Origin of the sequence: Ochrobactrum vermis, from assembly GCF_002975205.1 — a bacterium.
Lineage (GTDB): Bacteria > Pseudomonadota > Alphaproteobacteria > Rhizobiales > Rhizobiaceae > Brucella > Brucella vermis.
Map to the genome: position 1 here is coordinate 2,261,655 of NZ_PCOC01000002.1, position 26,464 is coordinate 2,288,118.

Here is a 26,464-nt window from a genome sequence, read left to right on the forward strand (position 1 = left end):
GGCTTTGGGCTTGCCTTGGTGCGTTGAACAGCCCAAATATTTTCTCTAGTTTTCGTATATGTCTATGCGAGACTTCAAATGCGTTATTAAGCCCTTTTTGGGCACGATAGCCTGTCTCCGGCGAAAGCCTTCGAACTGGCTTAAGCAGCTTCGCAGTTTATCGGTCACAACAACTCTCTGCTTACCAAACCGTGCCATAAGACTACGCAGGAAACTGCTGTACTGCCTTCGCATTTTGGCGAGCAGATCTTCGCATTTGAGATGCTCAGCGCAAATCGATGATAAGCCCGGACCGCATATGCAACAATTTTACGAGCGAAGCGAAAGCCTTTAAGGCGTGGCATGGGGGACAGAGTATTCATTCAACTCAAATAGCCCGATCACAATCCGCAAACAACTTGGCAAAATCACGATAAATAGTTCGGCATCCGCGGCCTGATAAGCCCTTCCCATTCCACATCGTATGTGAAACCAATTCATGAATGGATGCACATGGATGTGTTGTGGTGTTAATCAGCCGTCGCTTGCGCGGGCGACGAGCGTCACGACTGCTTTAGGCACAAACCGTCATTGCGATACTAATATTCTCGCGTCTTGGATGGCATGGGAAGCCGACGGGCAAGTTTTAGCGTGAAAGAAAGGTAGCTGCCATTGGGTTTGGTAGCGCAGACATGGTCTGCATTATGGGCCATATATTAGTGGCGAAATCAACACCCTGCGACCAAGCGCAGCGATAGCAGCTTAGTTCAATCCCGAATCCGGTTAACTGCGACACGCATTATCAGCAATAGCCCATCCTACATCATCCCAATGATGTTCCGCAACTAAACAATTAGAATATAGATCGGCGCGGTTATCCCGCGCCGACCATCAGGTGATCCAGTTTACAATGCTGATTTGTAGACGTTGCCGTCCTTCATCACGAAACCCACATCGCGCATCTGCTCTATATTCTCGAGAGGGTTCGCTTTCACCGCGATGATGTCGGCAAACTTTCCTGTTGCAATCGTGCCGATTTGGTCGCTCATATCAATGTGATCGGCTGCATTCACAGTTGCCGAGGTCAGCGCCTCCTGTGGTGTCATGCCTGCTTCGACCATTAGCACCAGTTCGGTTGCGTTGTCGCCGTGAACAGACACACCACTATCGGTGCCAAATGCAATCTTGACGCCCGCAGCATGTGCCTTGCGCAACATATCAAGCATCAGAGGACCTGCTTCCAGTGATTTGATACGTTGGGGCTCGGTCATCCATTTTGCGTCTTTCGCAGTCTTAGCCACAAAATCACCAGCCATCACGGTCGGTACCAGATACGCGTCCTTCTCCTTGAAAAGGGCAATAGAACTGTCGTCCAGATAGGTACCGTGCTCGATCGACAAGACACCGGAAGACAGAGACGTATTAATCCCATCAAGGCCGTGCGCATGCGCCGTCACCTTGCGCCCCATGCTCCGAGCGGCGTCAACGATGGCTTCTATTTCAGGACTGGTGAATTGCTGATTAAAACCCGCCAACGTGTTCGACAATACGCCGCCGGTCGCGGTGATCTTGATGATATCGGCACCCTTTCGGATCTGCTCGCGGGCTGCGCGGCGGCAGTCATCGGCCCCGTTGCAAATCGAATCCTTGTGCAAGGCCTCCGCCACATCGTCGTTGTAGCCCTGGCGGCCGTCACCGTGACCGCCACTGACCGAAACGGAATAGCCTGCAGCGCGAATGCGGGGCAACGGCAATTCGTTTCTTTTCGAAGCATCCCTCAACGCAAAGATCGCATCAGAACCACTGGCACCCAGATCTTGAATGGTTGTGAACCCAGCCTCGAGTGTGCGTTTGCCATGCGCCGCCCCTTGCATTGCCCAGTCCGCATCGGAGTTTTCGACCCGTTTCAACCTCGCATCCGGTGCAAGCTGGGAGGTGATGTGCACGTGACTATCGATCATGCCCGGCATCACGAATGCTTTGCTGAGATCGACGATCTCAGCACCGTCACGCTTAACAAATCCAGCTTCGATACCTTCGATCTTGTTACCTTTGATGATGATCGACTGTTCCGTCAACGGTCCCTTGGTTGCATCAGCAAGAAGTGTTCCAGCATGGATGATGGTTGTATTGGCCTCTTCCTGCGAGAATGCTGGATTCACCAAAGCGCTCGTCAATAGAAGACCGTATAGCAGGTTGCCTTTCAATGACATCTCTCCTTCAATGTAATCAAAACGATTTCATTCGAGCATCATAGTGACGTAGCGTCAACACTTTAGTTGAAGTAAAAATTAATAATAAAAATACTTATAGAAATTGGTTTCATAACAATTTCTTATGAAATATTCAAAAATACTTATATCAAAGAATGATTTTACACCTAAGAGAGACTAACGAATTGGTTGCAAGGCAAAATGACCGTTGTCGAATGATTTGAGAATTTTCTGGCTGTTGAAGAATCGAGTTCCTGGAGCGCGGGTCAAGAAGCGCTTCAAATCAGCATGAAATGTGCAAATATTCATATCAATACATGATCCACTCTACCGTCGTCATTTCTCCCCACAACCAAATCAATGCCGATAATCATCATGAAATGCGACAAGTTACCACCAATACATAACGCAAAGCGAAACCATAACTAGTTATATAATAGGGAACCTCGGGAGGGAAAGGACCACTTTCATTGCCTTCATTGTCACCGTTACTCGAACTGACTACGTGGCCACCATTATTACCACCACTGCTACTCCCGCCATCGCCTCCATTGTTATCGGGATCATAGGGATCAACCACACGGTATTGCTTGGATTGAACCGCCGCCGAGCAATTCCAGCACAAAGCCAACAACACCTCTCGAGCCCATTGTCGCAAGGATAGAATTACTCAAACCATGTGCTCTCAATTCTGTCACGCTTGATCAGGGCTCACGTTTCTGTCTCCACGCAGAAGATGTCATGAAGGGAGGCGACTAGTTGCGCCGCCTTGTCTTCTGTGAGCCGATAGAAAATCTGCTTTCCATCCCGTCGCGTCTCGACGATTCCGGAGCTGCGCAGCACCGTCAAGTGCTGCGACAGATGCGGTTGATGAACGTCATTTTTTTCTTCCAGCTCCCCCACGGAATATTCGCCTTCCACCAGACAGCAAACGATCATCAGACGCGCTGGATGGGAGAGTGTCTTTAGCAGGTCTGCCACTTCTCCCGCGCGCAAGGAAAGATCTGACGGAGATAACCCGGCCTTCAGTATTGCCGTTTTGCCCGCGGTCATTCCCATACAGCTCCTTCCAATGCATCCAGTGGGAACTTCAGGTAGCGCTTGCCGTTTGCTTCCGGCTCAGGCAAGCGCCCACCGCATATGTTCACCTGCAGGGCATGCAAGATAAGCTTTGGCATTGGCAGCATTTTATCGCGCTTGGTCCTTAGGACAACGAAGGCCTCTTCCGATCCGCCCGCTAGGTGCGGATTGTACTTCTTTTGATCAGCCACGGTGCTTTCCCAACGCGGTGCACGGCCTCGCGGCTGGTAATCATGGCCAGCGAATATCCTCGTCTCGTCGGGAAGTGCGAGGATTTCCTGAATCGACTTCCATAAAACTCTCGCATCGCCGCCGGGAAAATCGGCGCGTGCCGTACCACTGTCAGGCATGAAGATTGTGTCGTGCACAAATGCGGCGTCACCAACCACGAAAGTGATTGAGGCGAGCGTATGCCCCGGTGAGAACATGACCCTGGCATCAATGGAACCGACCTTGAATGCCTCACCATCGGCAAACAGCCGGCTCCATTGCGTGCCATCGGCGGCAAGTTCAGGCCAATTATATATCCCCTTCCACAGCTTCTGAACGTCGATTACATGCTCGCCTATCGCAGTTTTTGCTCCGGTTTTCCCCTTTAGATACTGAGCTGCAGAAAAATGGTCGGCATGTGGATGGGTGTCGAGAATCCATTCGACAGTCAGATTGCTATCGCGAACGTAATCGAGAATTACATCCGCATTGATAGTCGCCGTAGACCCCGACTTCTCGTCAAAGTCGAGAACCGGATCTACTATTGCGCACATACCGGTTGCCGGATCGGACACCACGTACTGAACGCTACAAGTCCGCCTGTCGAAAAATCCTTTCACCTGCGGGCGACGGTCAGCAAAGCGTTTAAGCCATGTTGCGGCAACACTGGTATCAAAGCCGTGCCTGTGTCCGAACGATACGACTTCTTCGACAAACATACACCCGTCCAATACCTCACCGATAAGATGAAGGCTGAGCGAGCGCGTACCCGTCTTGCAATGAGCAAGCACGGGACCTTCAGATTTTCTGACCGCCGTCTGAAACGCACGCACGTCGGCTTCAGTGATCGTATTCATTGTGACCGGAATGAATACATAAGAGAGATCGCATCGGTGGGCCGCATCGCATTCAGCCTGGTTTCCAGGTTGGTCTGCATCCTCACCGTCGGGACGGTTGTTGACCAGCGTTTTGAAGCCACTTCGATCTAGTACCCTGAGCTCTTCCGGGCCTGGCTGCGACGATACCGACAGCTTCTCCGAGATTTTGGTGACGGGCATCTATGCCTCCAAATATACATTATATAATATACTATAATGTATATTATATGTGTCTTCAAGCCTTCGCCGCAAGGCGCCTTTTCATATCTTCCTAGAAACTTTATTGAAAAAGACAGAGTTCAATCGCAAGAGAAGACCGCCATATATCGAAAATCTCAGGTCGGCGCTGACACGTTGCTTCGTGTTATCTACAATGAGTCAGTCTGTTGAGAGCTTTGCGAAAGTGATCGCGAGACATCAATTATGGCCGCTCTGAGCCACTTGTGCGCGGGATCGTGTCGATATCGCACATGCCAAGCCAGTTCAACCGGGAAAGTTCCTAGATCGACTGGAGAGGGCAGTACTTTCAGGCGAGGATCGCGCTCAAGTGTTCGGCAGATCTGTAATGGCAAAGTCGCACAGTAATCGGTGACGGCAATCATCTCTGGGACGGCGAGGAAGTGTGTCACGGAGACGACAACTTCTCGCTTGAGGTTTTGCTTGCTCAGCGCCTGGAATAAACCAGCACGGATTCGACCTGGCGGAAGCACGTTCACGTGCTTCAACCTCTCGAACTGGTGCCGGGTAAGGCTCTCACCGACTTCTGGATGGTCTCTGCGAACCACACAGGCAAGGCTTTCGTCCATGAGATGCTGGACGACGAGATTGTCGGGAGGGGCAACGACCCTTCCAATGGCCATTGCGGTTGCTCCTGACGTAACTCCGGTCTCAGCGAGATCATTGCCGAATGGCGTCATTCGGAGTTTGATGCCAGGCGCTTGTTCACGCAGTCTCGCGACCAGCGCTGGCATCAAGACCAGTTCCACATAGCTGTTTGGCGCGACCAGAAACTGGCGATCCGCGCACCGCGCGTCAAAATCCTGCTGATGGACTACAACCTCATTCAGTTGCGCCAGTGCAGTTTCAATGGTTGGTGCGATCTCCACGGCAAGCTGCGTTGGTTTGATGCCGTATCGTTCGCGGATGAACAACGGATCACGGAGCATATAGCGAAGGCGATTGAGCGAGTTCGAGAGAGCGGGCTGCGTTATTCCTAGCCGAGCGGCGGCGCGCGTCACGCTGCGTTCTTCCATGAGTGCCACAAAAACTGGCAGTAAATTAAGATCGTATTTCATCAAGTTATATCGATGCCTGAATATCTAACATCGAGCAAGTAAATTTCTTAAATATCTCAATCGATGCCATGTTCTTTTCATCGAGAGGCCGATGCGGTTGTTCGAATATTCGTCAGGCACACTCAACGCCAAGCCAAATCAACGCAGCAACTTTAAAGGAAACGACGATGAAAGTTCTCATGGTACTGACTTCCCACGACAAGCTGGGGAACACCGGCAAAAAGACAGGTTTCTGGCTGGAAGAGCTGGCAGCCCCCTACTACGTCCTCCAGGATGCGGGGATCGAAATCACGCTCGCGTCGCCAAAAGGCGGCCAGCCTCCGCTTGATCCAAAGAGCGACGAGCTGGATTTCCAGACCGACCTCACGCGACGCTTCAAGGCCGACGAAGCAGCCAATGTTCAACTCGCGGAAACCGTGCGCCTGGACAGCGTCAATCAAAGGGATTTTGACGCTGTTTTCTATCCAGGCGGTCATGGACCGCTTTGGGATCTTGCTGAGGATCCGAACTCGATCAACTTGATTGAATCCTTCATCACAGCTGACAAGCCGCTCGCTCTTGTTTGCCATGCGCCCGGCACGCTCCGTCATGTGGTCAATCCCGATGGCACGCCATTCGTTCAGGGTCGCTACCTCACCGGATTCACCAATGGCGAAGAAGCAGCCGTCGGTCTCACAAATATCGTTCCATTTCTGGTCGAAGATGAGCTCATTGGCCTCGGCGCCGTATTCTCCAAGGTCAGAAACTGGGGCGTACACACCGTAGTCGATGGCCAACTTATTACCGGTCAAAGCCCCCACTCCTCGGCTGAAGCTGCAGAAGCCCTTGTAACCGCCTTGCACCCATCGCAAGGGCGGAAGAATTGTCGAACTTCCATAGCCCGCTGCGGTAGTGCCCCAGGGACGATCAATCGAAGGAGAATGAATATGAAAGTTTTTGTCATAGGAGTCACTGGCGGTGTCGGTCGACGTGTGGCCGACTTGCTGGTCGCACGAGGAGATCACGTTGATGGCCTCGTCAGGAGCTCTCACAAAGGTGAAGCGCTGGCCCAACAGGGAATCTCCACCACACCTGGAGACCTCGTTACAATGTCGGTCGATCAGCTTGCGGAAGCGCTTCGTGGTTTCGATGCGGTCGTTTTCGCTGCTGGCGCAGGCGGAAAAGACGGGCCAGAAGCGACGGATCAAGTCGACGGGGACGGACCAGCCAAGCTGGCAGCCTCGGCAAAGCTTGCCGACGTACGCCGCATGGTTCTTGTCTCCGTGTTCCCGGAGGCCTGGCGCGAACGCCACATGGACAGGGATTTCGAGCATTACATGGTCGCGAAAAAGCGTGCTGAAACGCAACTGGTGCTGACAGATCTCGATTGGGTCATTTTGCGCCCTTCAGCACTGACGAACGAGCCAGGCACGGGGCAGGTTGATCTCGGCCTCGCCAAGGTCCACGAGGAGGTCAGGCGCGACGACGTTGCCGCCACTGTTGTTGAAGTGCTGCGGCAGCCTAATGTCAACCGCATAATCCTGGAAGTAACCGGCGGTTCTAAACCGATTGAGGAAGCGGTCACAGCAATGAAGCCTGGCCGGATTAAGTAGACGATCAGGTGGCAGGCGACCGCAACGTCCTCCGCCGTCCGGTCCCTGGTTAACGTTCAGCACAAGGACGTCGCATATGTCCCACACCTCTTCTGCATAAACACCAGGGTCTGGCTGAGTATCGCACCGCCCAACCCATCAACTGCACCAACTAGAAATCAAGGAGCTACTACAATGGCTACAATCATCACTCAGGATGGCACCAACATCTTCTACAAGGACTGGGGCCCGAAGAATGCCCAGCCGATCGTCTTTCATCATGGCTGGCCGCTATCGTCCGATGACTGGGACAATCAGATGTTATTCTTTTTATCGCATGGGTATCGTGTCGTTGCGTTCGACAGGCGTGGCCATGGCCGCTCAGATCAGACTGATACCGGAAACGAGATGGACACCTATGCCGCCGATACGGCCGACGTCGTAAACGCACTCGATCTCAGGAACGCTGTTCATATCGGTCATTCGACCGGAGGCGGGGTGGTCGCGCGCTATGTCGCTCAAGCCGAGCCGGGACGCGTCGCCAAGGCGGTGCTGATTAGTGCGGTGACGCCGGTTATGCTCCAGTCGGCATCCAATCCGGAAGGAACACCCATGAAAGTATTCGACAGCTTCCGCGCCGCTCTGGTAGCAAACCGGGCCCAGTTTTTCCGCGACGTCCCGTCCGGCCCGTTCTACGGATTCAACCGTGATGGCGCGGAGATCAGCCAAGGACTGATCGACAATTGGTGGCGTCAGGGCATGGCGGGGAGTGCCAAGGCTCAGTACGATTCCATCAAAGCGTTTTCTGAAACGGACTTCACCGATGATCTGCACGCGATAGACATACCCGTGCTGATATTACACGGCGAAGATGATCAGATCGTTCCAATTGCTGCCTCTGCTCATAAAGCGGTCGGCCTTTTACAGAACGGAATCCTCAAGACCTATCCATATCTGTCGCATGGCCTGTTCGCAACGCATCCCGAACTGGTCAACACCGATCTGCTGGACTTCGTTCAGCGCTAAATGCGCGAACTAAGTATCTGTCGAAATTTTCCAGCCCGGAAGCGGAGTGACTTCCGGGCGTACTTATATGGCAAGTTTGACAAATATCTCGGACGGCGAGCCCCTGCTCAAGGATATTGCTATCACAGCAGATATCTACGCCAACATTAATGTAACAGTGTCCTCAATGGTGCTCAATACACCCATTCTGCCACATCAAGGCCTTCGAAAGGGCGTCTATCGCATCAGAACCCTAATACAGTCCCGGCAACCAATCCGACTTTCCAAAAATAAATTTATGTCTATTATCCGAAAGCTCATTTGTCGAATAAGAGGCCATAATGAAGCTCTATACCGTGGGGCTGGACACCGAGACAAACACGTTTTCTCCGATGCCGACGGGATTCGAAGCTTTCTCCGAGAATCTGATCGCTTATGGCGATGCGGTCCACCCGCCCCTTCTTACGTACTGAATACCTCGAATGCGATGGAAATGCTACTTTCCCCGCGCGGAATATTCAACCTAGTGAATAGAAGTCTGTCGGTAGACGGTACGAATGTTTCCCCGTCACATTGACGGATGCGTTTATCAAAATCGTCTTCGGCCTTTTCGAAATTGTGATTGCAACAACATACTTGGCATCCATTTCCCAGGCTCTCTTTCGGCTGTCCGAAGGATTACCATTTACCTGAGCATAATTATACAGTTCCGTGTTTTGAATTGCTTGAGGGGCCGCCTACTTATTCAGGCAGGACAATTTATATTGGTTTGGCAGAGCATCAGTCCTTTCGCGCCCAATCCTACGCCGTGTGGACGAATTGACTCAGGTATAAGTTTTCCGGTTCCAGACTTTCTCTCGACGTGATTCACATATTGCTGACGTGATTTGGAGGTCAGTAATGTGCACCAAGATGACAGAAAATGACTATGAACTGGCACTTGAGGTTTTTCGGACTTGTCTGCCAGCCGTTGGCGCGAAAGCTAAAAATGACCGCCTATTCCTTGAGGCGTTGCATTATTTCACCCTTCACAACATCTCATGGCGGGCTTTGCCTGAGCGGTTTGGTAACTGGAACAGCGTATGGAAGCGTTTTGACCGTTTAGGTAAAGCAGGTGTTTTCGAGGACTATTTTTCCATTTTGGCTGGGCTTGATGAAAGCGCTCATCTTATCGCTATGTTCGACAGCACCGTCATTCGCGCCCATGTATCTGCAGCAGGCGCTAAAGGGGGCAGGAAGGTCAAGCGCTCGGCCGGTCTCGTGGAGGGTTCGGAACCAAAATCCATCTGAAAACCGACCGAAATGGTCAGCCCCTTGGCTTTGAACTGACCGGAGGCGAAGCCTCCGATAGCAAACAGTTTAAAAGCCTCATGGACACGGGCCCTCAAGTCAGGCACCGCGCTATCATTGCTGACAAAGGCTATGATAGCGACGTTAATCGAGAGATTGCGCGAAAGGCTGGCGCTATCCCTGTGATCCCTTACAGATCAAACAGGCGTAATATTCCGAAGCATTTTGCCACGGCGCTTTATCGAGGTCGCGCACGTATCGAACAAATGATGGGGAAGCTCAAACGGTTCAAACGTGTCGCATTACGCTGCGAGAAAACAGCAAGAAACTTCCGATCCATCGTCGCAATCGCTTCTGCTTTCATCTTAATCAAATCCGTCCACACGGCCTAGGGAATACATATCCAAAATATTTTAGTCTTATTCTAGATGTTAGGAAACTTTGTTAAATACTGATATTGTTGTACTCCCTCTCTGCCGTGAGACCTAAAAATGACAAATCAAGCCTCCCCATTGACGATCGACGACATCACAATCGTCGATCAATCGAAGTTGAAAAAGGCTGTCACGGCCGCCGCCTTAGGTAACACCATGGAATGGTTCGACTTCGGCGTTTATGGTTTTGTGGCGTTCGCATTGGGTAAAGTCTTCTTTCCTGAAGTTTCTCCGGCGATTCAAACCATCGCAGCGCTAGCGACTTTCTCGGTGCCCTTTCTTATACGGCCACTCGGTGGGCTGTTTTTCGGCGTCATGGGCGATCGCTTTGGCCGCCAGAAAGTATTGTCGCTCACCATAATCATCATGGCAGCTAGCACATTCTGCATCGGGCTAATCCCCGGCTACAACAGTATTGGCATCCTTGCTCCTATCCTGCTATTATTGTGCAAACTGGCACAGGGCTTTTCCGTAGGCGGGGAGTATACAGGCGCGGCAATTTTTGTGGCGGAATATGCGCCTGACCGCCAGCGTGGTATACTCGGTAGTTGGCTCGATTTCGGTTCCATTGCAGGCTTCGTACTCGGTGCGGGTTTCGTGGTTCTTTTGCAGACCGTCTTGTCCGAAGCAGTGTTTTTGAGTTGGGGTTGGCGCGTACCTTTTCTAGTTGCGGCGCCGCTTGGACTTATAGGCCTTTATCTGCGTCACGCGGCTGAAGAAACTCCGGCATTCACTCAGCAATTGGAGCGCTTGGAGCAGGAAGATAAATCGGCACTACAAGACCGGCCGACAGTGCCATTTGCCGAGATATTCACCAAATATCGTAAATCCTTGCTGGTATGTATCGGTATCGTTCTGGTGACTAACACCACCTATTACATGCTTCTCACTTATTTGCCGACGTATCTGTCCAGTAACTTGGGCTATTCGGAAGATCATGGCGTGATGATAATCATCGCAGTGATGATAGGCATGCTTTTCGTACAGCCAATCATCGGTCTCACTAGCGACCGCATTGGTAGACGACCTTTCATTTTGATTGGCAGTATCGCCTTATTTGTGGCCGCCATTCCCGCATTCCTGATGATCGCTAGTGGCGAGTCAGCCCAAATCTTCCTTGGGCTGTTACTCCTAGCAATCGCGCTAAACTGCATGATCGGTGTGATGGCGGCAACATTACCAGCTCTATTCCCCGCCCGCATTCGATATAGCGCCCTGGCGAGTTCCTTCAATATAGCCATTATATTTGCGGGTCTCACTCCGACGCTGGCGGCGTGGCTAGTCGCAAGCACAGAAAACTTGCTCATGCCAGCATATTATCTGATGGGAGCGGCAGCAATTGGCATCTTTACCAGCCTATTCTTGCCCGAGACCGCCAACCGGCCGTTACGGGGCGACACCCCGAACGCTTCTAACCCGGCAGAGGCCAAAGTCCTACTACAGGAATCCTACGACATTATTGAAGGCCGTATTGAGGATATCGACGCTGAAATCGCCACGCTTGAGGCAAAGATTGCGCAACTAGTTGTGCAGCGTGAAAAATTGGCTGACCGTCACCCCAACATTCATTGATAGCGCTTGATGGGAGGAAACCGTAATCGCGAGGCTCATCAACCCGAATGATGGGATCTTGCACATCAATGCGAATGGCTGCGCTCGGACCGTCAATCTGATTAGCAGATGTATGTACGTAGTAATACGTGACATCAGTCGCAGTCATGTCGAGCGAGACCTTAGTAAAGGAAACGCTTGAAGTCTATCAGACAATCGCCCACCGCTCCGTCATTCTTGCCATCAGTGTCATAGTTACCGAAAGTACAACTGAGGCAGAAAAAATTGCGGGCGATATTCGCCACTTCCGCGTCGCTGGGGAAGGCCTACAGCCTTTCAATATCGGCAGCCACGAGCAAGCGCTTAAATATGTGAGGCACGCGGGCGCCACCCGATACACTATTGAAGAGCGCTCGCCCCGCGTAAACCGTGGCACAGAGGCACTCGTCATGCCGAGCTTCAGCGCCTGCATCATGAGTAAGGCATCGCTGAATTTGTCGTCGACTGCCCAGTTTCTGAAGATCGGCATCGGCTAAAAAACATTAAACTTCTCGCCGATGCCCGCCCGGCTATCGCCGCGTAACACGCCTCAAGTTTCCTCGCATCGGATTGTCAGCCGGCAATCCAAAGCAAGCTACGGGTGACCGTGCTCAGACGCCATCTCACTTCGTAGTATAGCCGCCATTGACGAGGATGGTCTGGCCAGTCATCCACCATCCGTCCGATACCATCAGACGCACCCACGGTATGATATCCGTGATGTCGGTGAGGCCGGTCCTGGAGAATTTCGACAGCGCCGCGGCAGATTGATGATAGGCAACTGCATCCGCGCCCTCAGCAGGGTAGAAGAATGGCGTATCCATCGGGCCCGGACCGATTGCATTGACAGATATACCGCGGTCGCCAAACTCCTTGGAAGCCGCGCGAGTGAAGTGTTCGACCGGTGCCTTCAGACCCTCATAGCTCGAATAGAACGGCGTATATGCACCCAAAAGCGAGGTGACAAGCGTTAGCACCTTGCCGTTGTCGTTAACGTGGCGGCCAGCTTCCTTGAGGAAGAAGAAGGCTGACTTTGAATTGACGGCAGCCATCTCGTCGTATTCGAGCTCGGTGATTTCCACCATCGGCTTCTTAAGCACTTTACCAACCGTGTTGATGGCGATGTCGAGGCATCCGATGGCTGTCACAGTGTCCGTAAAGAGCTTCTCCATTGCAGAAGCAGAGGTGAGATCGGACTGCAATAAGACGGCTTGCGCACCTGCAGCTTTTACTGCGGCCGCAGTCGCATCGGCATCGGCCTTGGTCGCGGCGCTGTTGTAGTGAATGGCAATCGCTTTTGCCCCCTGGTTTGCAAGATCGCTCGCGATCAACCCACCGAGATTCTTCGCCCCCCCAGCAATGAGGACGGTTTTGCCTTTGATTGAATGGTCGGTCATGAAAAGCCTCCTTGAACGTACGGCGACACAGCGCTGCCGCTTGCTGACTTAATCTATCGTCTGGAAAAACCCGATAAAGACTGCCATACTGACATCATATGTCGTATAATACGAACAATGGAGACGTATCAGCTGGATCGGATCGACCTCTTCCGCATATTTACCCGCGTGGTTGAAAGTTCGAGTTTCACCCGGGCCGCAGATAGTTTGGGGATGCCGCGCTCCTCCGTATCGACGGCTGTCGCAGCTCTTGAGAGCCGTGTAGGCGTACGCCTCCTTCACCGAACCACCAGAAGGGTTGCCCCCACACACGACGGAGCTGCGTTTTACGAGCGCTGTTCGCGGATCATTACCGATGTCGAGGAGACCGAGGACCTGTTCCGTCATGACAGTGCGAAGCCTTCCGGCAAGTTGCGCGTCGACGTGCCTGGACGGATCGGTCGTCTTATCGTCGCTCCGGAGCTTCCTTCTTTCCTCACCGATTATCCCGACATCGAGATCGTGCTTGGCGTCACCGACCGGACGGTCGATCTCATAGAAGAAAGTGTGGACTGTGCTCTGCGTGTCGGCCACTTGAACGATTCTGGATTGATCGCACGTACCATCGGAACTCTGCCCCTCGTCAATGTTGCAAGCGTTGACTATCTGGATCGTCACGGCGTACCGCAAACGCCTGACGATCTCGCGGAGCATTGGGCAGTGAACTATGCCTCCCCCTCAAGTGGCAAGGTAGAACCCTGGGAGTGGCAGACGATCGGCTCGGTGAAAACGATGCCAATGCGCAGCCATGTCACCGTCAATAACGCTGAAGCCTATATAGCGTGCTGCTTGTCCGGCATGGGTCTGATCCAGATCCCGATCTATGACGTGCGCCATCACATTGACACGGGCGAACTCGTTGAAGTGCTGCCTGATCACCGCGCCGAACCACTGCCGATGACCTTACTCTACCCCCACCGCCGACACCTTTCGCGTCGCATACAGGTCTTCGCTGACTGGTTGGATGCGCTCATGAAGCAAGCTATCGCTGGATGAGTGATTTGCCGGGATTGATCAGTCCCGGCATAGGGCTGCTAAGGGGTTTTTCCGCGCAGATGGCTCGACAAGAATCCCAGATTATCCTGTCCCAAATAAACTTCTCTGTCATATATGTAGGTCGGAGATCCTAAGACACCTTTTTCGGCAGCGGTCTCACGATCGTTTCGCCATTTTTCCTGAATCTCCTTGTCCTGTTCCGGGGACAGGAGATAGGTCCCGTTAAAACCTGCAGCGGCAACTACCGCACAGCGGACATCCGGTTGTACTATGTCCTTCGCTTCTTCCCAGAAAGCATGTTGCAGTGCCCGCGCAAGCTGTAACCAATTCTCCCCGTCAAGATCGGCAGCTATGACGAGAAAAGGCGCAGGAATCTGGTCCCCAAGCGCCAGTGATTTTCCACCAGCAAGGGTTTGCCGCGAAACCTCGCACACCGTTTCAGATCACGCGTGCCATAGGCGCGGCGCCCATTGGGTCGATTCCTGGCTAATATTCCGGCATTCTCCTCGATGATCGTGACCAGCTAAGGCTTGATCTCGACTAGATGCCTTGAGGCCAGCTCTTCCAGAGTATCCCGGCGGCGATCCTGCTCATTCATGTTGTTCATATATTTTCTGGAGCGGATAGCAATGGGTTTGCCAGCCTGTCTGAGTTGATTCTCAGCATCACATTGCAAGTTAGCTGTTCTGTTGGTCTGGCTTCCGTCGATGGTAATTCGCTCCGCCTGCCGTGGTGGGCCAGAGCCCTAAGCAGAAAGCGTTTGGCGGCTGTCAGATCACGGTCTCTACTGAAATAAACCTCTACCATATCGCCATTGTTTTCGATGGCGCCGTACAAAAACAACCATTCGCCTTTACATATATCTCATCGATGCTCCATTTCCTTGTCACCTGGCGCTTCTGTCGATTGATAACGCTCAAGCAGTTTCGGACTGAAATATAGGACCCAACGGTGCACTGTGAATGATCCAGCGGGATGCCGCACTCGGCCATCATTTTCTTCAGATTACGCAGGCTCAGATTGTAAGCCAGGTACCATTGAACACACAGAAGACTGACAAACTTATCAAAATGACGAACTTTAAACATCGGACTATCCAGCTTTTTGAAAGTTAGAAGCCTCATTGACGAAACATTTGCAACGGAACCGCAAGGAGATGTTGGAGGAATTTTCCCGAAGGCTCCCGGGGATTGCCAGTATTTTCATAGGTATTGTTGCCTTCCAATTATTCATCTCGCAATGACATTGTCTCTCTACGGGAGGCAATATAATTGCAGGGTGATCGTTATTGCAGCCGACCACGCAAGCCAACAGATCCCGCAATCCACCCAAGCACGGCCCGCACGCGCGCCGTCTTTCGCAGGTCTGGATCGGTCAGCAGCCAAAGCTCCGTTTCCAGTTCCGGAAGCGGACCAGTTCGTCGAGCCAATAGAGGATCAGGGTCGCCCAAATAGGTCGGCAGGATGCCGACACCCGCACCTGCGCGGATGAGCTGATGAAGTGACAGTATTGAATTTGCCCGTATTACACAGTCACCCCCACCGATGTTGCGGGTGGCCGCGTGAAGGGGCAGATAGGGAATTTTTTCACTTGGACCAACCACGGGAATCTCAGCGCGGTCTTCGAAAGAGGTAGCTGCAAAAGCCGCCTGTTTGATGACACCGAGTTTTCGGCCCACAAGTCTTTCAGGCGGAGCATTCGTCGGGCGCAAGGCCACATCCGCCTCCCGAGCGGAGAGGTCCTGCAAATCGTTGGAAACCAGAATGTCCAATACGATCTTCGGGAACCGCTCTCGAAATCCGATCAGCTCAGACGCGAGCAACCCGGCAAAGAGCGTGTCCGTTGTAGTCAACAGCACGCTGCCCGCGAGATTCTGATCACGATCGCTTGCATCCCGCTCCGCTTCGCTGGCAAGAGTGCGGATCTGCCGCGCCGCATCAAGAAGTCCCTGGCCCGCGTCGGTCGACTTGTAGCCACGGCGAAACCGTTCGAAGACACGAGCTCCAAGACGGCTTTCGATAGAGTTCAGGCGACGCATGATTGTCGGGCGACTTTGTCCGATCGCGCGAGCTGCGCCTGCAAGGGAGCCCGCTTCGGCAATCTGAAGCACTATAAAAAAATCGTCCCAATCAAGTTTCGCGTTCAATTTTGATCACCTTGTGTTCAGAATTCGGCCTTTCGCGTTCAATCCTGCACTCCTAATTTGGAACAGGCAACCAAGAAGGGAAACCTACATGCAGGTTCATATCGTCCACGCCCATCCAGAACCGACATCCTTCAACGCAGCTCTTACTAACCGGGCTCAAAAGACACTCAGAGACCAGGGACACATTGTGCATGTTTCTGATCTCTATGCCGATGCGTTCGACCCACTGGAACAGGGCCGCCACTATCCGGTACGTATCGACGACAGCATCTTCTCACCGCTCGCCGAACAGAGGCATGCCTATGCAACGCATGCCATCCCGGTTGATGTGCAGAACCAACTTGGGATGCTGGAGCAGTCGGATCTTCTTATTTTGCAGTTCCCACTTTGGTGGCATGCGCCGCCCGCGATCTTGAAAGGCTGGTTTGATCGTGTCTTTCTGAGTGGCGGCATCTACACGAGCCGAAAGAGATACGACGCGGGCCACTTCAAAGGACGACACGCGTTGGTTTCCGTGACGAGTGGCGCGCCGGAGGCCGCCTTCGGCCCAGGCGCGCGCGGTGGCGATCCACAGGTAATGCTCTGGCCGATCCTATACTCCCTTCACTATCTCGGCTTTTCAGTCTTGCGACCGCATTGGACCTTCGGGGTACAGGGACATGGCTACACTTACGAAGACGAAAGTCACACCAGACAGCGACTGGAAGACAGCCTCATAGCCTGGGAAGATCGACTGACTGGCGTTCACACAGAACCATGTCTGCATTTCCCGGGATGGCAAGATTGGGATGACATGGGCCGCGCCAGAGCCAGTTCCCGATCATAGTACCGACCGGGAGTATTACCGAGCTGCCCAACGAACCGGCGGTGCCAACGATTTTGCCCCACGTACTCAATTTCGAACGCGGGGAAAATTGGTTGGCAAAGGTTTGATTGAGAATAAAAGTCAAGAACATCGCGATCCGCTACGCGCGACACCTACAGCCAACTTGTTGTTCAGATTGCCAGTCAGAACCGCTAGGTTGAAACGACACTCGCAAAAACGAAACGCGTTTTTTGAAGGCGCTCATTGGCCGCCGCTATTGGAATAGCTATCACCGTCTTTATTGATAAAAATTGGTGAAAATCCCATTTTGAACCACAATCTGCACCTGTACAATCTGGAGGAGATCATGGCCGAGCTCAATTTCCTGATCTATCAGCTTACCAACGGATCTCGTCGCCATTGTAGGACATAAATGCCCCATTTTGAGGAGCGCCAGCGATTACCTTTCTCAATCCGCGGACGCTGTTGTCTACATTCACGACTGCTCCATCGCCGCCCATATCGGTTTTTACCCAGCCGGGGTGGAGCGCAATCACGTTTATGCCGTCGGCCTGAAGATCGGATGCCAGTTGAGCGGTCGCCATGTTCAATCCGGCTTTGGAGCATCGGTATGCGTAATCGTTGTCGTCGTCATCCAGCAAACCCTCTGAGATCGAGCCGGCACGACTGCTTATATTGGCAATCATCGGCTCCGTGCCGCGCGCCAGGCTGTTCCGCAATGCACGCGCTACCAGAACGGGCCCGAGCATATTAGTCCGGATGACGGCCATAAAATCATCTGGATCAAGCGGCGCAAGACCAGCAATGCGACTGCGAACAGCCGCATTGTTGATCACGAGGTCCAAAGGCCGCATGGCCAGACGATCCGCAAGCGCTGCCACGGAGGCCGGATCGGCCGCATCGAGTATCTGAAACTCGATGCCGTCGATGTATGGCGCGTCAGGCTGGTGGCGACCACATGCAATTACACGCCAGCGATCCTCGGCATATTGCAGTGCCAGTTCGCGGCCGAGGCCGCGCGTGGCTCCGGTAATCAGGACAGTCTTTTGCCCGCAGTCAGCCATTCCCAGCGCTCCGCGTTTCAATGTTTCCGTCCTGCCGTGCGATAAGGGCATAGACCTCACCGGAATATTTGACACGACGCTTCTGAGTTTTGAAATCGATATGGGTAATGCCGAACGGCGTCATGTAACCATAGGCCCATTCAAAATTGTCTGTCAGTGTCCAGGCGAAGTAGCCCTTCACCGGCACGCCCTCATCGAGGGCTTCCGCGACCTGCTCCAGATGATCCACATAATATTTCGCACGCAGATCGTCCCAGATATGCCCATTCGGCTCCACATATTCCGGCCGCGTTGCCACGCCGCTTTCGGAAATGTAAATTTCCTTTGGCGCATATCCGTCATTTACATAATGCAGAATGTCATAGATGCAGCGCGGCCAGACTTCATAACCAACTGCAGAATAGATGCCTTCCGGCTGCACACGGCGATAGTTGAGTGGTGGCAATTCGTCACCTTCGGCGATCACAGACCGGCGATAGATGTTAACGCCGAGATAATCGAGCGGCTCCGCAATCGTCTTGTTGTCTTCCGGGTGGATGGTCGGCAGGAGATCGCCGTAGAGCTCCAGCATGTCCTGTGGATAAGCTCCCTTGAATACGGCATCAAGGAACCAGCGGTTCTGTGCACCATCGAAACGTTTTGCTGCCGCAACATGGCGCGGATCGTCGGTGGCCGGTTCCGCCACGTTGAGATCAAACACAATGCCCACCGAGACATCCGCGCGTTCTGCACGAATGGCCTGGACTGCCTTGCCGTGGCCAAGCAGTGCATGATGGCTTGATGTGACCCCGCCCTTTACGCCATCAGCCAGTCCCGGCGCATCTTCGGCGCTGGCATGACCTGACCAACAGAAGGTCCATGGTTCATTGAGTGTCGTCCATTTCTTGACACGATCACCGAAACTGCGAACGGCAACCGAGGCATATTCGGCAAGCGCATCCGCAGTCTCCCGGACATACCAGCCGCCCTTGTCCTGCAAGATCTGCGGCAGATCCCAATGATAGAGCGTCGCATACGGTTCAATGCCCGCCTTCAGCAGATCGTCTATAAGGCGGTCGTAAAAGCCTATTCCCTTGGCATTGACCACACCACCGTACCCCCCCGGCAAAATCCGGGTCCAAGCGAGGGAAAAGCGATAGGCTTTGAGATCCATCGCTTTCAGAACCGCAATGTCCTCGCGCCAGCGATGGTAGTGATCGCAAGCAATGTCACCGCTGGACTGGTCAATGATGGCGCCCGGCTTTTTGCAGAAACGGTCCCAGATGCTCTCACTCTTGCCGTCTTCATAAGGGGCGCCTTCGATCTGATAGGCCGAGGTCGCGGCACCAAAGGCAAAGTCATTTGGAAAGACCAGTCCGGCGGCGCGCTTCTGCAGGTCTTGACGGGCTTTAACGATGTTTGGCATCATATTTTCTCTCAATTGTGCTGACGAGACTGGCCGCAGCCAGCGTGAGGAGAATGTAGAAGATCGCAGCCGAATTATACGGCGCGAACGGCAGGAAGCTTGCTGACTGGAACTCGCGCATGCGCTGCGTGATATCCCGAATGGACAGGATCGACAAAAGCGACGTGTCCTTGAGAATAGCGATCAACTCGTTGCCAAGCGGCGGAATGATGATACGGAAAGCCTGCGGCAGGATCACCAGACGGGCGGTCTGCCAGCCATTGAGACCAAGGCTGCGTGCCGCCTCGATTTGTCCTCGCGGAATGGCGTTGATGCCGGAGCGAAAAATTTCCGCCAGATAGGCCGAGTAGGCCAACGCCATCGCCGCCACGCCGCGGGCCATGTTTGGCGGATCGATCACGCCCTGCGTGGCATCCTTCAGCGCACCGCTCAAGGGTAGGCCGACATAAAGCACAATGACGAGCATAGGAATGCCCCGGATCGTATCCACGATGAATTCCGAGCCGATGGAGAGGGGATGACGGCGATGAACATGACCGCAAGCCGTCAGCAATCCGAGCGCAATGGCCAGAACGACGAAGGCAATACCTGCCGACTTGTCGCGGTCGTTCAACGCTTCCGTCTGCCACAGGACAGGCATGTTCGCTGGGACTGAAGCCGCCGGAAGCAGAACCGCGCTGACGTCGCCCTTTTTGCCAAGGGCGGCGAGCGCTTCAGGCGAACCGCGAAATGTGCGCAATGGCACTTCGTTTTCGGGACCGCCGGGGAACTGGCCGTATCGCACCGTACCAATCATACTTGATGGCGTGCCGGTCACCACTCCGATCTTGCTATCGAGCGTACCGGCGAGCGTATAGGCTTGACGCGGCTGAAACAGAAACCAGGCAGCCATGCAGGCCATCAGCAACGTCAGGCCGATGAAGATGAGGTCTCCTCGGCTACTATGCTGAAGCTTTTGAAGGCCAACCCAAAGTAGGGCCAGAAGCGCCGCAATGATATAAGCCGAAATGGCAGCCCGAATGGTTGTTGCAACCCCGGCGGCAAATGCCATATGCCCTGCAAAGAGGACAAGAAATAATCCAAGCCCGTTGATCGTTGCCAGCAGGATGAAACCCGCCTTGCGCGATCGCGACAGCCCGTTCCCGGATCGCCCCGTCAGGCTCAGGAGCAGACCCAGAACGGTCGCTCCGAGATAGCTCGACAGGATGGTGAACCCGTACCGATCAGTCGCCAGTGCGGCGGCCTCGGTAAGTCGCCGCGGTGTGACGCCTTTCATCACGAGATCAGACGTGAACGGATCGACCCCATTGGCCACAACCGAGTGCAGATAGGGATATACGACAGGTGTTGCCATGAGCGCGGCAGCCGACAGGAGATTGAGCGCCGCACAAGGAACTGCCCAGCGCGTATTGTGCCTGCGCATGAAGAGCATCGTGGCAATACCGGAGCAAAAAGCTGCGCAAAGCAACACAAAACCCGGGACGAAAGCTGATGATCCGGGCTCGACGCCCAGGATCGCCAGAAGCGAACGCTGGTAGTCGTTCGAACTCGCGAAGAGATAGACGACAAATGGCAGTGCGGCGAGCACGATCATGTTGCTCGGACGCAAGCGCATCAAAAAGTACATTTGAACCGTCTCCCGACCCTCCGGATACATTAGCGGAGGCGTTGCGTGTGGGCCAAGGCCAACGGAGTTCTAGTCGTTGGAACTGCTCGATCTATTTTGGCTATCCCGAAAGCCGCCCTGCGTTCTTCGGGATAGGCTCACCTTCTTGGTTTTGCGCATCATCTCGGCAGCACGTGCTTCAATTTCGCGGGTTCACCGCCAGAAATATTCTGACTATTTTGCGCCCCAATATTTGCTGATGAGAGCATCAAGCGTGCCGTCTTCCTTGATAGCCTTGATCCCTTCGTTGAAGGCGGCAGCGGTTTCATCGCCCTTGCGGAAGACCAGCCCCAGCGGATCGGATTGTAGGTCGCGAATTGGAACAACGAGCTCGCCGGCGAATTCCTTTTCATAGGCTGGTGCGTTGGCGCCGTTGATCACCACACCGTCGACGTCCTTGTTCTTGAGCGCGATAACGGAAGCGCTGAAACTGTCATAGGCAATAACATTATCCTTGCCTACGATACCCTCAGCCACCTGAGCGTCAGTCGTATTCGCCTGGGCTGACAGCTTTTTGCCTTTCGACTTGAAATCATTAAGTGTCAGGCTATCGTCTTCTGCACGCATCAAAATGGCTTGGCTGTTGATGATGTAAGGCTCGGAGAAATCCATCGCCTTCTTGCGTTCATCGGTAATCGAAACTCCGGATGCAACGAGATCGAAATTTCCCTGCTCCAGAGCCGCGAAAATGCCATCCCAGCCCGTGGTTACGAATTCCGCCTTGCAACTGATCTTAGCGCAGATTGCGTTCACCACGTCGACATCGAAGCCAACGATTTGCCCGGTGGCGGGGTCGACGCTTTCCATCGGCGGTGAGGTCGTGTCGGAACCGACCTTGAGCATTTTTCCCTCAAGATCGGCCGCCTTTGCGGCGACAGTGGACATCAGCGCGAGCGTCAAAGCCAAGATTGTCTTTTTCATGTGTACTCCTCCCATTAGAACACTTTCAGCGAATGCATGAAGCGGCTTTGTCTCTGAAACAGCATTGAGAGCTGCTCGCCGGAGCGGTTCCCGCCACTCCGTAAAAAAGCCAAACCACTCTAGGAATTAAACTTCCCGCCCAGATCGTCGGGCTGGCGCGCGACGAGCTCCGGACGAAAAACCTCCCTCAGTTGCGCAGGGTCTTCCCCTCCCATGCGCCGCAACAGAAATTCGCCCAGCCGTTGCCCAAGCACTTCGATCGGCTGGTAGAGGGTCGTGACCGGTGGAGTGAAATAGGCGCTGACATTGATGTCGTCATAGGCGATGACATCAATGTCCTGCCCCACTTCCAGCCCCAGCGACCGCAATGCGGACAACACACCGAGCGTTGTCGATTCATTGACACAGACCAGCGCCGTCGGTGGATCACGCTCTTCGCGAAGAGCCAGCGCAGAATCACGTCCGAAGCGTGTGGACAAGTCGCCGCCGATAATCAGATCGGTACATGGCGCAGCACCTGCCTCTGTGAAGGCACGCGTAAAACCATCGATCCTGTCGAGAGCATAAGAAAAACGCCTATCCGCATTCACCAGACCGATGCGCCGGTGCCCTCCAGCAATCAGCCGTGCAGTTGCGGCATGTGCGGCCCATTCATTGTCCACATCGACATGGGCATAAACGAGCGTTTTGCGGCACCTCCCCAGAGACACGAAAGGAAAGTCAGCCTCCACCAGTATGTCGATACGGACATCGTCGGCCAGCACACCTGAAAAGATCATCCCATCGGCCAGGCTTTGATCAACGATGCGGCGCGTGGTGGCGCAAGCATCGTCGAAACTGCGATAGCCATATACGGAAAGCTGATAATCGCTCTCGTCGAGAACGTGGCTGAGGCCGCTAAGAATCTGCGTGTACTCGACCCCGTCCCATTCATAACCGGCGACCGAATTCATCGGCATCAGCACGGCGGCTTGATAAGTCTTGCCAGTACGCAACGCCATGCCACGGGCGTTAGCCTGATAGCCCAACTCGTCTGCGGCGGAAAGGATGATCTTGCGCGTCTCTTCCGTCACCACCGGCGAGCCACGCAATGCCTTCGAAATCGTTGCAATCGAATAGCCCGTGTGTTCCGTGAGCGTTTTGAGCGTAGGTCGCACGCGCGTTTTCTTTCGGTCAGTCGGCCTCGACATCTCCAGCTCCCACAATCATGACGACAAAAGGTAACAGCTAATAAAAACGTTTTCAAGGCAATAAAAACGTTTTTATATGTAAAGAAGCGTAGAGCTCAGCTCGTCTTTCTAGGCAGCGTGGACGAATTTGAGCCAGTATCTTGCGGTGGCAATATGAACCATGCTGATGAAACTCTCGGCGAGTTGGTCGTATCGGGTGGCAATGGCGCGGTTGATTTTCAGTCGGCCAAACATCCGTTCGATTAAGTTGCGCTGTTTGTACAGCGTGCGATCATATTCAATCTTCACGCGGCGGTTTGCTCTGCCAGGAATGACGGGTTCGATATTGCGGCTGGCAAGATCATTACGAATAGCATCCGCATCGTAGCCCTTATCAGCAAGGAGCGCCTGTGGCGCTTGCTCGGGTAAGCTGATCAATGTGTCATAAGCCTTGCAATCTGCTGTCTCGCCAACCGTTAGGTGGAAGGCAAGCGGTCTTCCTCTGGCATCAGCCAGACAGTGAAGTTTACTGGTGAACCCGCCCCGCGAGCGGCCAAGAGCGCGTCGATGAATCCCCCTTTTCCACCCGCTGCCGAAATATGGGCGCGAACCGTGGTGCTATCGATGCTGTAGTGGCCACTGTCAGCCATGATCTCAGCAAGGGTGACTGAAACGGCCTCCCAGACCCCGGCTTCGCTCCAGCGCCGAAAGCGTCGATAGACCGTATTCCAATTGCCGTATTTGGGTGGAACATCCCGCCACGGCGTACCGCAACGAAGTCTCCAAAGTATGCCGTTGATGATTGCACGATTTTGCTCCGGACGACGCCCCCGTCCCCGATTGACGGCTTCAATCGGAAGCAAATCCTTCAAGACACGCCATTCGGATTCGCTCAGATCGCCTCGGCTCATAACTGCCTCCAAAAAGCAGTCTTGAATCAAGCTTCGATCAATACGTCAACCAATTCGTCCACGCTGCCTAGTTTCAGGTTGCACAAATAGTAGCCATTTCGATGCTCGTCGACCGCCGACGTTCCGCGAAAAGCAGAGAAGCTGGTTCTTGATCTTTACCGTCGAATGCCGCCCACCCGAATGAGCGATAATTTTGCTGGAGTTGGATGCAGCGATCGGATTCATCGACGCCTTTTCACCTTAGAACACGTTCGCGTGTGGCGCTCAAGTTGGCCCGCTAAACCACACTTTTGTAGGAAGCAGCATGGTCAGATAACCTCACCAACGGCAGGATGCCGACGACTTGGATTCTCCAACCGCGTGCATCGGCACCATCTCAATCAATGGCAACACAACCATTAACCCAGCTGTGGTCAACGGACAGCTTTTGCTGGCAAAGGTTACCGAGGATACAGCAGGTGCGTCCAGCAGCCTGACGCTCGACATTGACAGCATATCGTCGCTTACCGGTGACGTCGTTGTTAATGCTTCGACGCTCACCTATAGTCCCAGCAACAGCCAGTGGACCGGCAATCTTATGCTGACTGGTCCGTACCGCCAGCGCCAGCCTGACCACCTCGCAATGGACGGGCGACCTGCTGGCCGACACTGGCAACACTGCGGATCTGTCATTGGCGCAGAACAGCCTCTGGACGGGATTGGCGCGAAACGCGACAGATATTACGATGGATGCCAGCAGTATCTGGAATGTCACCGGCGATTCCAACGCAACCGGTGCAGTTGCGAATAACGGTCTGATCCAGTTCCTGCCGCGATCGGAAGCCTACACCACCCTGACAGTTGGCAGTTACAGCGGTAGCGCAGGTAGCCGGATTGGCTTCAACACCTATCTTGGCACTGACAATTCGCCGAGCAACCTGTTGGTGATCAATGGCGACCAAGCCAGTGGCACGACATCAGTACTCGTCAACAATACCGGCGGTCCGGGAGAGCAGACCGCCGCGGACGGCATCAGGCTGGTGCAGGTAACAAATGGCGGCACCACCACGACTGACGCTTTCACGCTCGGCCAGCGTGTGGCTGCGGGCGCTTACGAGTACCAGCTTTTCCGCGGCGGCAGCACAAATTCGAACGACTGGTTCCTCCGCTCCCATATCGTCGATACACCGACAGTTCCCACGACGGATGAACCGGACATCCCGCTCTATCGCCCGGAAGTCGCGCTTTATGCGCCGATCCCCGCTATTGCGCGGCAAATAGGTCTTGCCACCTTGGGCACACTGCATGAGCGTGTCGGCGAGGAGGAAAACCTGCGAGGCGTGCCGCAATCGCGGACTTATGTGAACGGCGCCTGGGGACGGGTGTTCGGAGAGCACCTCAGCAACCGGTGGGGCGGTTCGGTGGATGCCAGTGCAACGGGCGACCTGACCGGCTTCCAGACCGGCCTCGACATTTTGCGACGGACAACGGACAGCGGCCATCGTGACCATGCTGGCCTGTATTTCGCATATTCGAACTACAATTCCAGTTCAGTGCGTGGCTTTGCGCAAGGAACACAGGACTTGGCTGTGGGTGAACTGACGCTTGAGGGCCCATCCCTTGGAGCCTATTGGACGCATTTTGGCCCGACCGGCTGGTATCTCGATGCGGTGGTTCAGGGGAGCTGGTTCGATGCAGGCGGGACATCCGCTTATAACGCCGGGCTCTCCACAAATGCGACCGGCTATACGGCATCGCTCGAAGCGGGTTATCCGATCCGTTCTGGTGAAGATGGTCGCTGGATGATTGAGCCGCAAGCGCAGATCATCTATCAAGATGTATCAGTGGACGGCGCCCACGATCAGTATTCGAGTGTGGACTGGGATGCAGGTAAAGCCTGGACCGGACGGATTGGAGCACGACTGCAATATTCAGCCCGCGATGAGCGCGGAACATTGTGGCAACCCTATGCGCGGTTCAATCTCTGGCATTCCTTCTCAGGCAATGATACCGTGTTCTTCGGGCCATCCTCCCCCGCGATTGAGAACCACTTCGGCGACACGGCATTCGAAATTGGCGGTGGCCTCACCGCCCGTCTGAAGGAGAATGTAAGCCTGTACGGTCAAGCCAGCTACCACTGGTCTCCCGATAGTGAACGCAGTCATCAAACAGCAGCAGTTGGCACCTTCAGTGTCCGCTTTGATTGGTGATGAGCGCGTAGGATGTCATAAATCAATTCCAAGTGTTGTTCTGATAACCAGTCAAAATTCTTGGCGGCTATCTCCCACCAACAGCAGTATGGCCCTCGCCACAAGCCAGTCCATCCTCGGAAAAGTCGAACAATTATGTAAGGCTAATTGCGGGACAGAACACTACGCCGTGTGGACGAATTGACTCAGG

At 53.9% G+C, this 26,464-nt stretch carries 21 protein-coding genes and 4 pseudogenes; 11 read left to right on the plus strand and 14 right to left on the minus strand.

The window, feature by feature from the left end; all coding sequences use genetic code 11:
* Positions 1-884: 884 nt before the first annotated feature.
* The 4 genes from CQZ93_RS24680 to CQZ93_RS24695 form a co-directional block, all read right to left on the minus strand.
* A complete protein-coding gene (locus CQZ93_RS24680) occupies positions 885-2,186 on the minus strand; it encodes a metal-dependent hydrolase family protein (protein WP_210201122.1) in 1,302 nt (433 codons plus the stop codon).
* A gap of 717 nt (positions 2,187-2,903) precedes the next feature.
* A complete protein-coding gene (gene bigR / locus CQZ93_RS24685) occupies positions 2,904-3,251 on the minus strand; it encodes a sulfite-sensing transcriptional repressor BigR (protein ID WP_105545111.1) in 348 nt (115 codons plus the stop codon).
* Positions 3,242-4,540 (minus strand): bifunctional sulfur transferase/dioxygenase Blh, encoded by a 1,299-nt coding sequence (gene blh / locus CQZ93_RS24690; RefSeq protein WP_105545112.1) that lies wholly within the window; start codon positions 4,538-4,540, stop codon positions 3,242-3,244. Before blh ends, bigR begins: the two co-directional genes overlap by 10 nt.
* Before the next feature lie 188 nt (positions 4,541-4,728).
* Positions 4,729-5,655: a LysR family transcriptional regulator gene (locus tag CQZ93_RS24695; RefSeq protein ID WP_105545113.1), complete on the minus strand. Its 927-nt coding sequence runs from the start codon at positions 5,653-5,655 to the stop codon at positions 4,729-4,731.
* A gap of 167 nt (positions 5,656-5,822) precedes the next feature.
* Here CQZ93_RS24695 and CQZ93_RS27085 point away from each other — a divergent pair.
* The 8 genes and pseudogenes from CQZ93_RS27085 to CQZ93_RS24725 form a co-directional block, all read left to right on the plus strand.
* Positions 5,823-6,494, plus strand: a pseudogene (locus tag CQZ93_RS27085) (type 1 glutamine amidotransferase domain-containing protein); the annotation flags it as partial.
* 87 nt (positions 6,495-6,581) lie between these two features.
* The gene (locus CQZ93_RS27090; RefSeq protein ID WP_286154295.1) at positions 6,582-7,247 is read left to right on the plus strand and encodes an NAD(P)H-binding protein; all 666 of its coding nucleotides are present in this window, start codon (positions 6,582-6,584) and stop codon (positions 7,245-7,247) included.
* A 174-nt stretch (positions 7,248-7,421) separates the two neighbouring features.
* On the plus strand, positions 7,422-8,252 hold the full coding sequence (locus CQZ93_RS24705; protein ID WP_105545115.1) for an alpha/beta fold hydrolase: 831 nt from the start codon (positions 7,422-7,424) through the stop codon (positions 8,250-8,252).
* A 320-nt stretch (positions 8,253-8,572) separates the two neighbouring features.
* On the plus strand, positions 8,573-8,704 hold the full coding sequence (locus CQZ93_RS26485) for a M81 family metallopeptidase (protein ID WP_286154261.1): 132 nt from the start codon (positions 8,573-8,575) through the stop codon (positions 8,702-8,704).
* A gap of 427 nt (positions 8,705-9,131) precedes the next feature.
* Positions 9,132-9,521 (plus strand): transposase, encoded by a 390-nt coding sequence (locus CQZ93_RS24710; protein WP_095444932.1) that lies wholly within the window; start codon positions 9,132-9,134, stop codon positions 9,519-9,521.
* Entirely contained in the window at positions 9,518-9,913 is a 396-nt protein-coding gene (locus CQZ93_RS27315; protein ID WP_350308599.1) for an IS5 family transposase, read from the plus strand. The genes CQZ93_RS24710 and CQZ93_RS27315 overlap by 4 nt, the downstream gene beginning before the upstream one ends.
* Before the next feature lie 99 nt (positions 9,914-10,012).
* Positions 10,013-11,527 (plus strand): glycine betaine/L-proline transporter ProP, encoded by a 1,515-nt coding sequence (gene proP, locus CQZ93_RS24720; protein WP_105545117.1) that lies wholly within the window; start codon positions 10,013-10,015, stop codon positions 11,525-11,527.
* 128 nt (positions 11,528-11,655) lie between these two features.
* On the plus strand, positions 11,656-12,042 hold the full coding sequence (locus CQZ93_RS24725; protein WP_146114486.1) for a hypothetical protein: 387 nt from the start codon (positions 11,656-11,658) through the stop codon (positions 12,040-12,042).
* A 126-nt stretch (positions 12,043-12,168) separates the two neighbouring features.
* Here the strand turns inward: CQZ93_RS24725 and CQZ93_RS24730 are convergent, their stop codons facing one another.
* On the minus strand, positions 12,169-12,942 hold the full coding sequence (locus CQZ93_RS24730) for an SDR family oxidoreductase (RefSeq protein WP_105545119.1): 774 nt from the start codon (positions 12,940-12,942) through the stop codon (positions 12,169-12,171).
* A gap of 132 nt (positions 12,943-13,074) precedes the next feature.
* Between CQZ93_RS24730 and CQZ93_RS24735 the strand changes: the two genes are divergently transcribed.
* Entirely contained in the window at positions 13,075-13,977 is a 903-nt protein-coding gene (locus CQZ93_RS24735) for a LysR family transcriptional regulator (RefSeq protein ID WP_105545305.1), read from the plus strand.
* A gap of 38 nt (positions 13,978-14,015) precedes the next feature.
* On the opposite strand, the pseudogene CQZ93_RS24740 reads toward CQZ93_RS24735, so the two are convergent.
* The 3 genes and pseudogenes from CQZ93_RS24740 to CQZ93_RS24750 form a co-directional block, all read right to left on the minus strand.
* Positions 14,016-14,575 (minus strand): annotated as a pseudogene (locus tag CQZ93_RS24740) (DsbA family protein).
* Positions 14,552-15,065, minus strand: a pseudogene (locus CQZ93_RS27095) (IS6 family transposase); the annotation flags it as partial. The pseudogenes CQZ93_RS24740 and CQZ93_RS27095, both read right to left, overlap by 24 nt.
* A gap of 197 nt (positions 15,066-15,262) precedes the next feature.
* Positions 15,263-16,123, minus strand: coding sequence for a LysR family transcriptional regulator (locus CQZ93_RS24750; RefSeq protein WP_105545121.1), 861 nt, complete (start codon positions 16,121-16,123; stop codon positions 15,263-15,265).
* Between the two features lie 88 nt (positions 16,124-16,211).
* Between CQZ93_RS24750 and CQZ93_RS24755 the strand changes: the two genes are divergently transcribed.
* Positions 16,212-16,949 (plus strand): NAD(P)H-dependent oxidoreductase, encoded by a 738-nt coding sequence (locus tag CQZ93_RS24755; protein ID WP_105545122.1) that lies wholly within the window; start codon positions 16,212-16,214, stop codon positions 16,947-16,949.
* A gap of 377 nt (positions 16,950-17,326) precedes the next feature.
* On the opposite strand, the gene CQZ93_RS24760 is transcribed toward CQZ93_RS24755, so the two are convergent.
* The 6 genes and pseudogenes from CQZ93_RS24760 to CQZ93_RS27435 form a co-directional block, all read right to left on the minus strand.
* Entirely contained in the window at positions 17,327-18,013 is a 687-nt protein-coding gene (locus tag CQZ93_RS24760; RefSeq protein ID WP_105545123.1) for an SDR family oxidoreductase, read from the minus strand.
* A complete protein-coding gene (locus CQZ93_RS24765; protein WP_105545124.1) occupies positions 18,006-19,421 on the minus strand; it encodes a GH1 family beta-glucosidase in 1,416 nt (471 codons plus the stop codon). Before CQZ93_RS24765 ends, CQZ93_RS24760 begins: the two co-directional genes overlap by 8 nt.
* Positions 19,402-21,045 carry an amino acid ABC transporter permease gene (locus CQZ93_RS24770; protein WP_105545125.1) on the minus strand — a complete coding sequence of 548 codons (1,644 nt, stop codon included), beginning with the start codon at positions 21,043-21,045 and terminating at the stop codon, positions 19,402-19,404. Before CQZ93_RS24770 ends, CQZ93_RS24765 begins: the two co-directional genes overlap by 20 nt.
* A gap of 213 nt (positions 21,046-21,258) precedes the next feature.
* Complete coding sequence (locus CQZ93_RS24775) at positions 21,259-22,005, minus strand: transporter substrate-binding domain-containing protein (protein WP_105545126.1); 747 nt, start codon at positions 22,003-22,005, stop codon at positions 21,259-21,261.
* 119 nt (positions 22,006-22,124) lie between these two features.
* A complete protein-coding gene (locus CQZ93_RS24780; protein WP_105545127.1) occupies positions 22,125-23,195 on the minus strand; it encodes a LacI family DNA-binding transcriptional regulator in 1,071 nt (356 codons plus the stop codon).
* 108 nt (positions 23,196-23,303) lie between these two features.
* Positions 23,304-24,085 (minus strand): annotated as a pseudogene (locus tag CQZ93_RS27435) (IS5 family transposase).
* Between the two features lie 671 nt (positions 24,086-24,756).
* Here CQZ93_RS27435 and CQZ93_RS24790 point away from each other — a divergent pair.
* Positions 24,757-26,274: an autotransporter family protein gene (locus tag CQZ93_RS24790; RefSeq protein WP_146114487.1), complete on the plus strand. Its 1,518-nt coding sequence runs from the start codon at positions 24,757-24,759 to the stop codon at positions 26,272-26,274.
* Positions 26,275-26,464: the final 190 nt, after the last annotated feature.

Bases quoted from the DNA above. Each gene is read 5' to 3' on its own strand.
- CQZ93_RS27090 (WP_286154295.1), top strand. From the start codon at position 6,582: ATGAAAGTTTTTGTCATAGGAGTCACTGGCGGTGTCGGTCGACGTGTG.
- blh (WP_105545112.1), bottom strand. From the start codon at position 4,540: ATGCCCGTCACCAAAATCTCGGAGAAGCTGTCGGTATCGTCGCAGCCA.
- CQZ93_RS24755 (WP_105545122.1), top strand. From the start codon at position 16,212: ATGCAGGTTCATATCGTCCACGCCCATCCAGAACCGACATCCTTCAAC.
- CQZ93_RS24765 (WP_105545124.1), bottom strand. From the start codon at position 19,421: ATGATGCCAAACATCGTTAAAGCCCGTCAAGACCTGCAGAAGCGCGCC.
- CQZ93_RS26485 (WP_286154261.1), top strand. From the start codon at position 8,573: ATGAAGCTCTATACCGTGGGGCTGGACACCGAGACAAACACGTTTTCT.
- CQZ93_RS24770 (WP_105545125.1), bottom strand. From the start codon at position 21,045: ATGTACTTTTTGATGCGCTTGCGTCCGAGCAACATGATCGTGCTCGCC.
- CQZ93_RS24710 (WP_095444932.1), top strand. From the start codon at position 9,132: ATGTGCACCAAGATGACAGAAAATGACTATGAACTGGCACTTGAGGTT.
- CQZ93_RS24705 (WP_105545115.1), top strand. From the start codon at position 7,422: ATGGCTACAATCATCACTCAGGATGGCACCAACATCTTCTACAAGGAC.
- CQZ93_RS24775 (WP_105545126.1), bottom strand. From the start codon at position 22,005: ATGAAAAAGACAATCTTGGCTTTGACGCTCGCGCTGATGTCCACTGTC.
- CQZ93_RS24760 (WP_105545123.1), bottom strand. From the start codon at position 18,013: ATGGCTGACTGCGGGCAAAAGACTGTCCTGATTACCGGAGCCACGCGC.
- proP (WP_105545117.1), top strand. From the start codon at position 10,013: ATGACAAATCAAGCCTCCCCATTGACGATCGACGACATCACAATCGTC.
- CQZ93_RS24730 (WP_105545119.1), bottom strand. From the start codon at position 12,942: ATGACCGACCATTCAATCAAAGGCAAAACCGTCCTCATTGCTGGGGGG.
- bigR (WP_105545111.1), bottom strand. From the start codon at position 3,251: ATGGGAATGACCGCGGGCAAAACGGCAATACTGAAGGCCGGGTTATCT.
- CQZ93_RS24695 (WP_105545113.1), bottom strand. From the start codon at position 5,655: ATGAAATACGATCTTAATTTACTGCCAGTTTTTGTGGCACTCATGGAA.
- CQZ93_RS24780 (WP_105545127.1), bottom strand. From the start codon at position 23,195: ATGTCGAGGCCGACTGACCGAAAGAAAACGCGCGTGCGACCTACGCTC.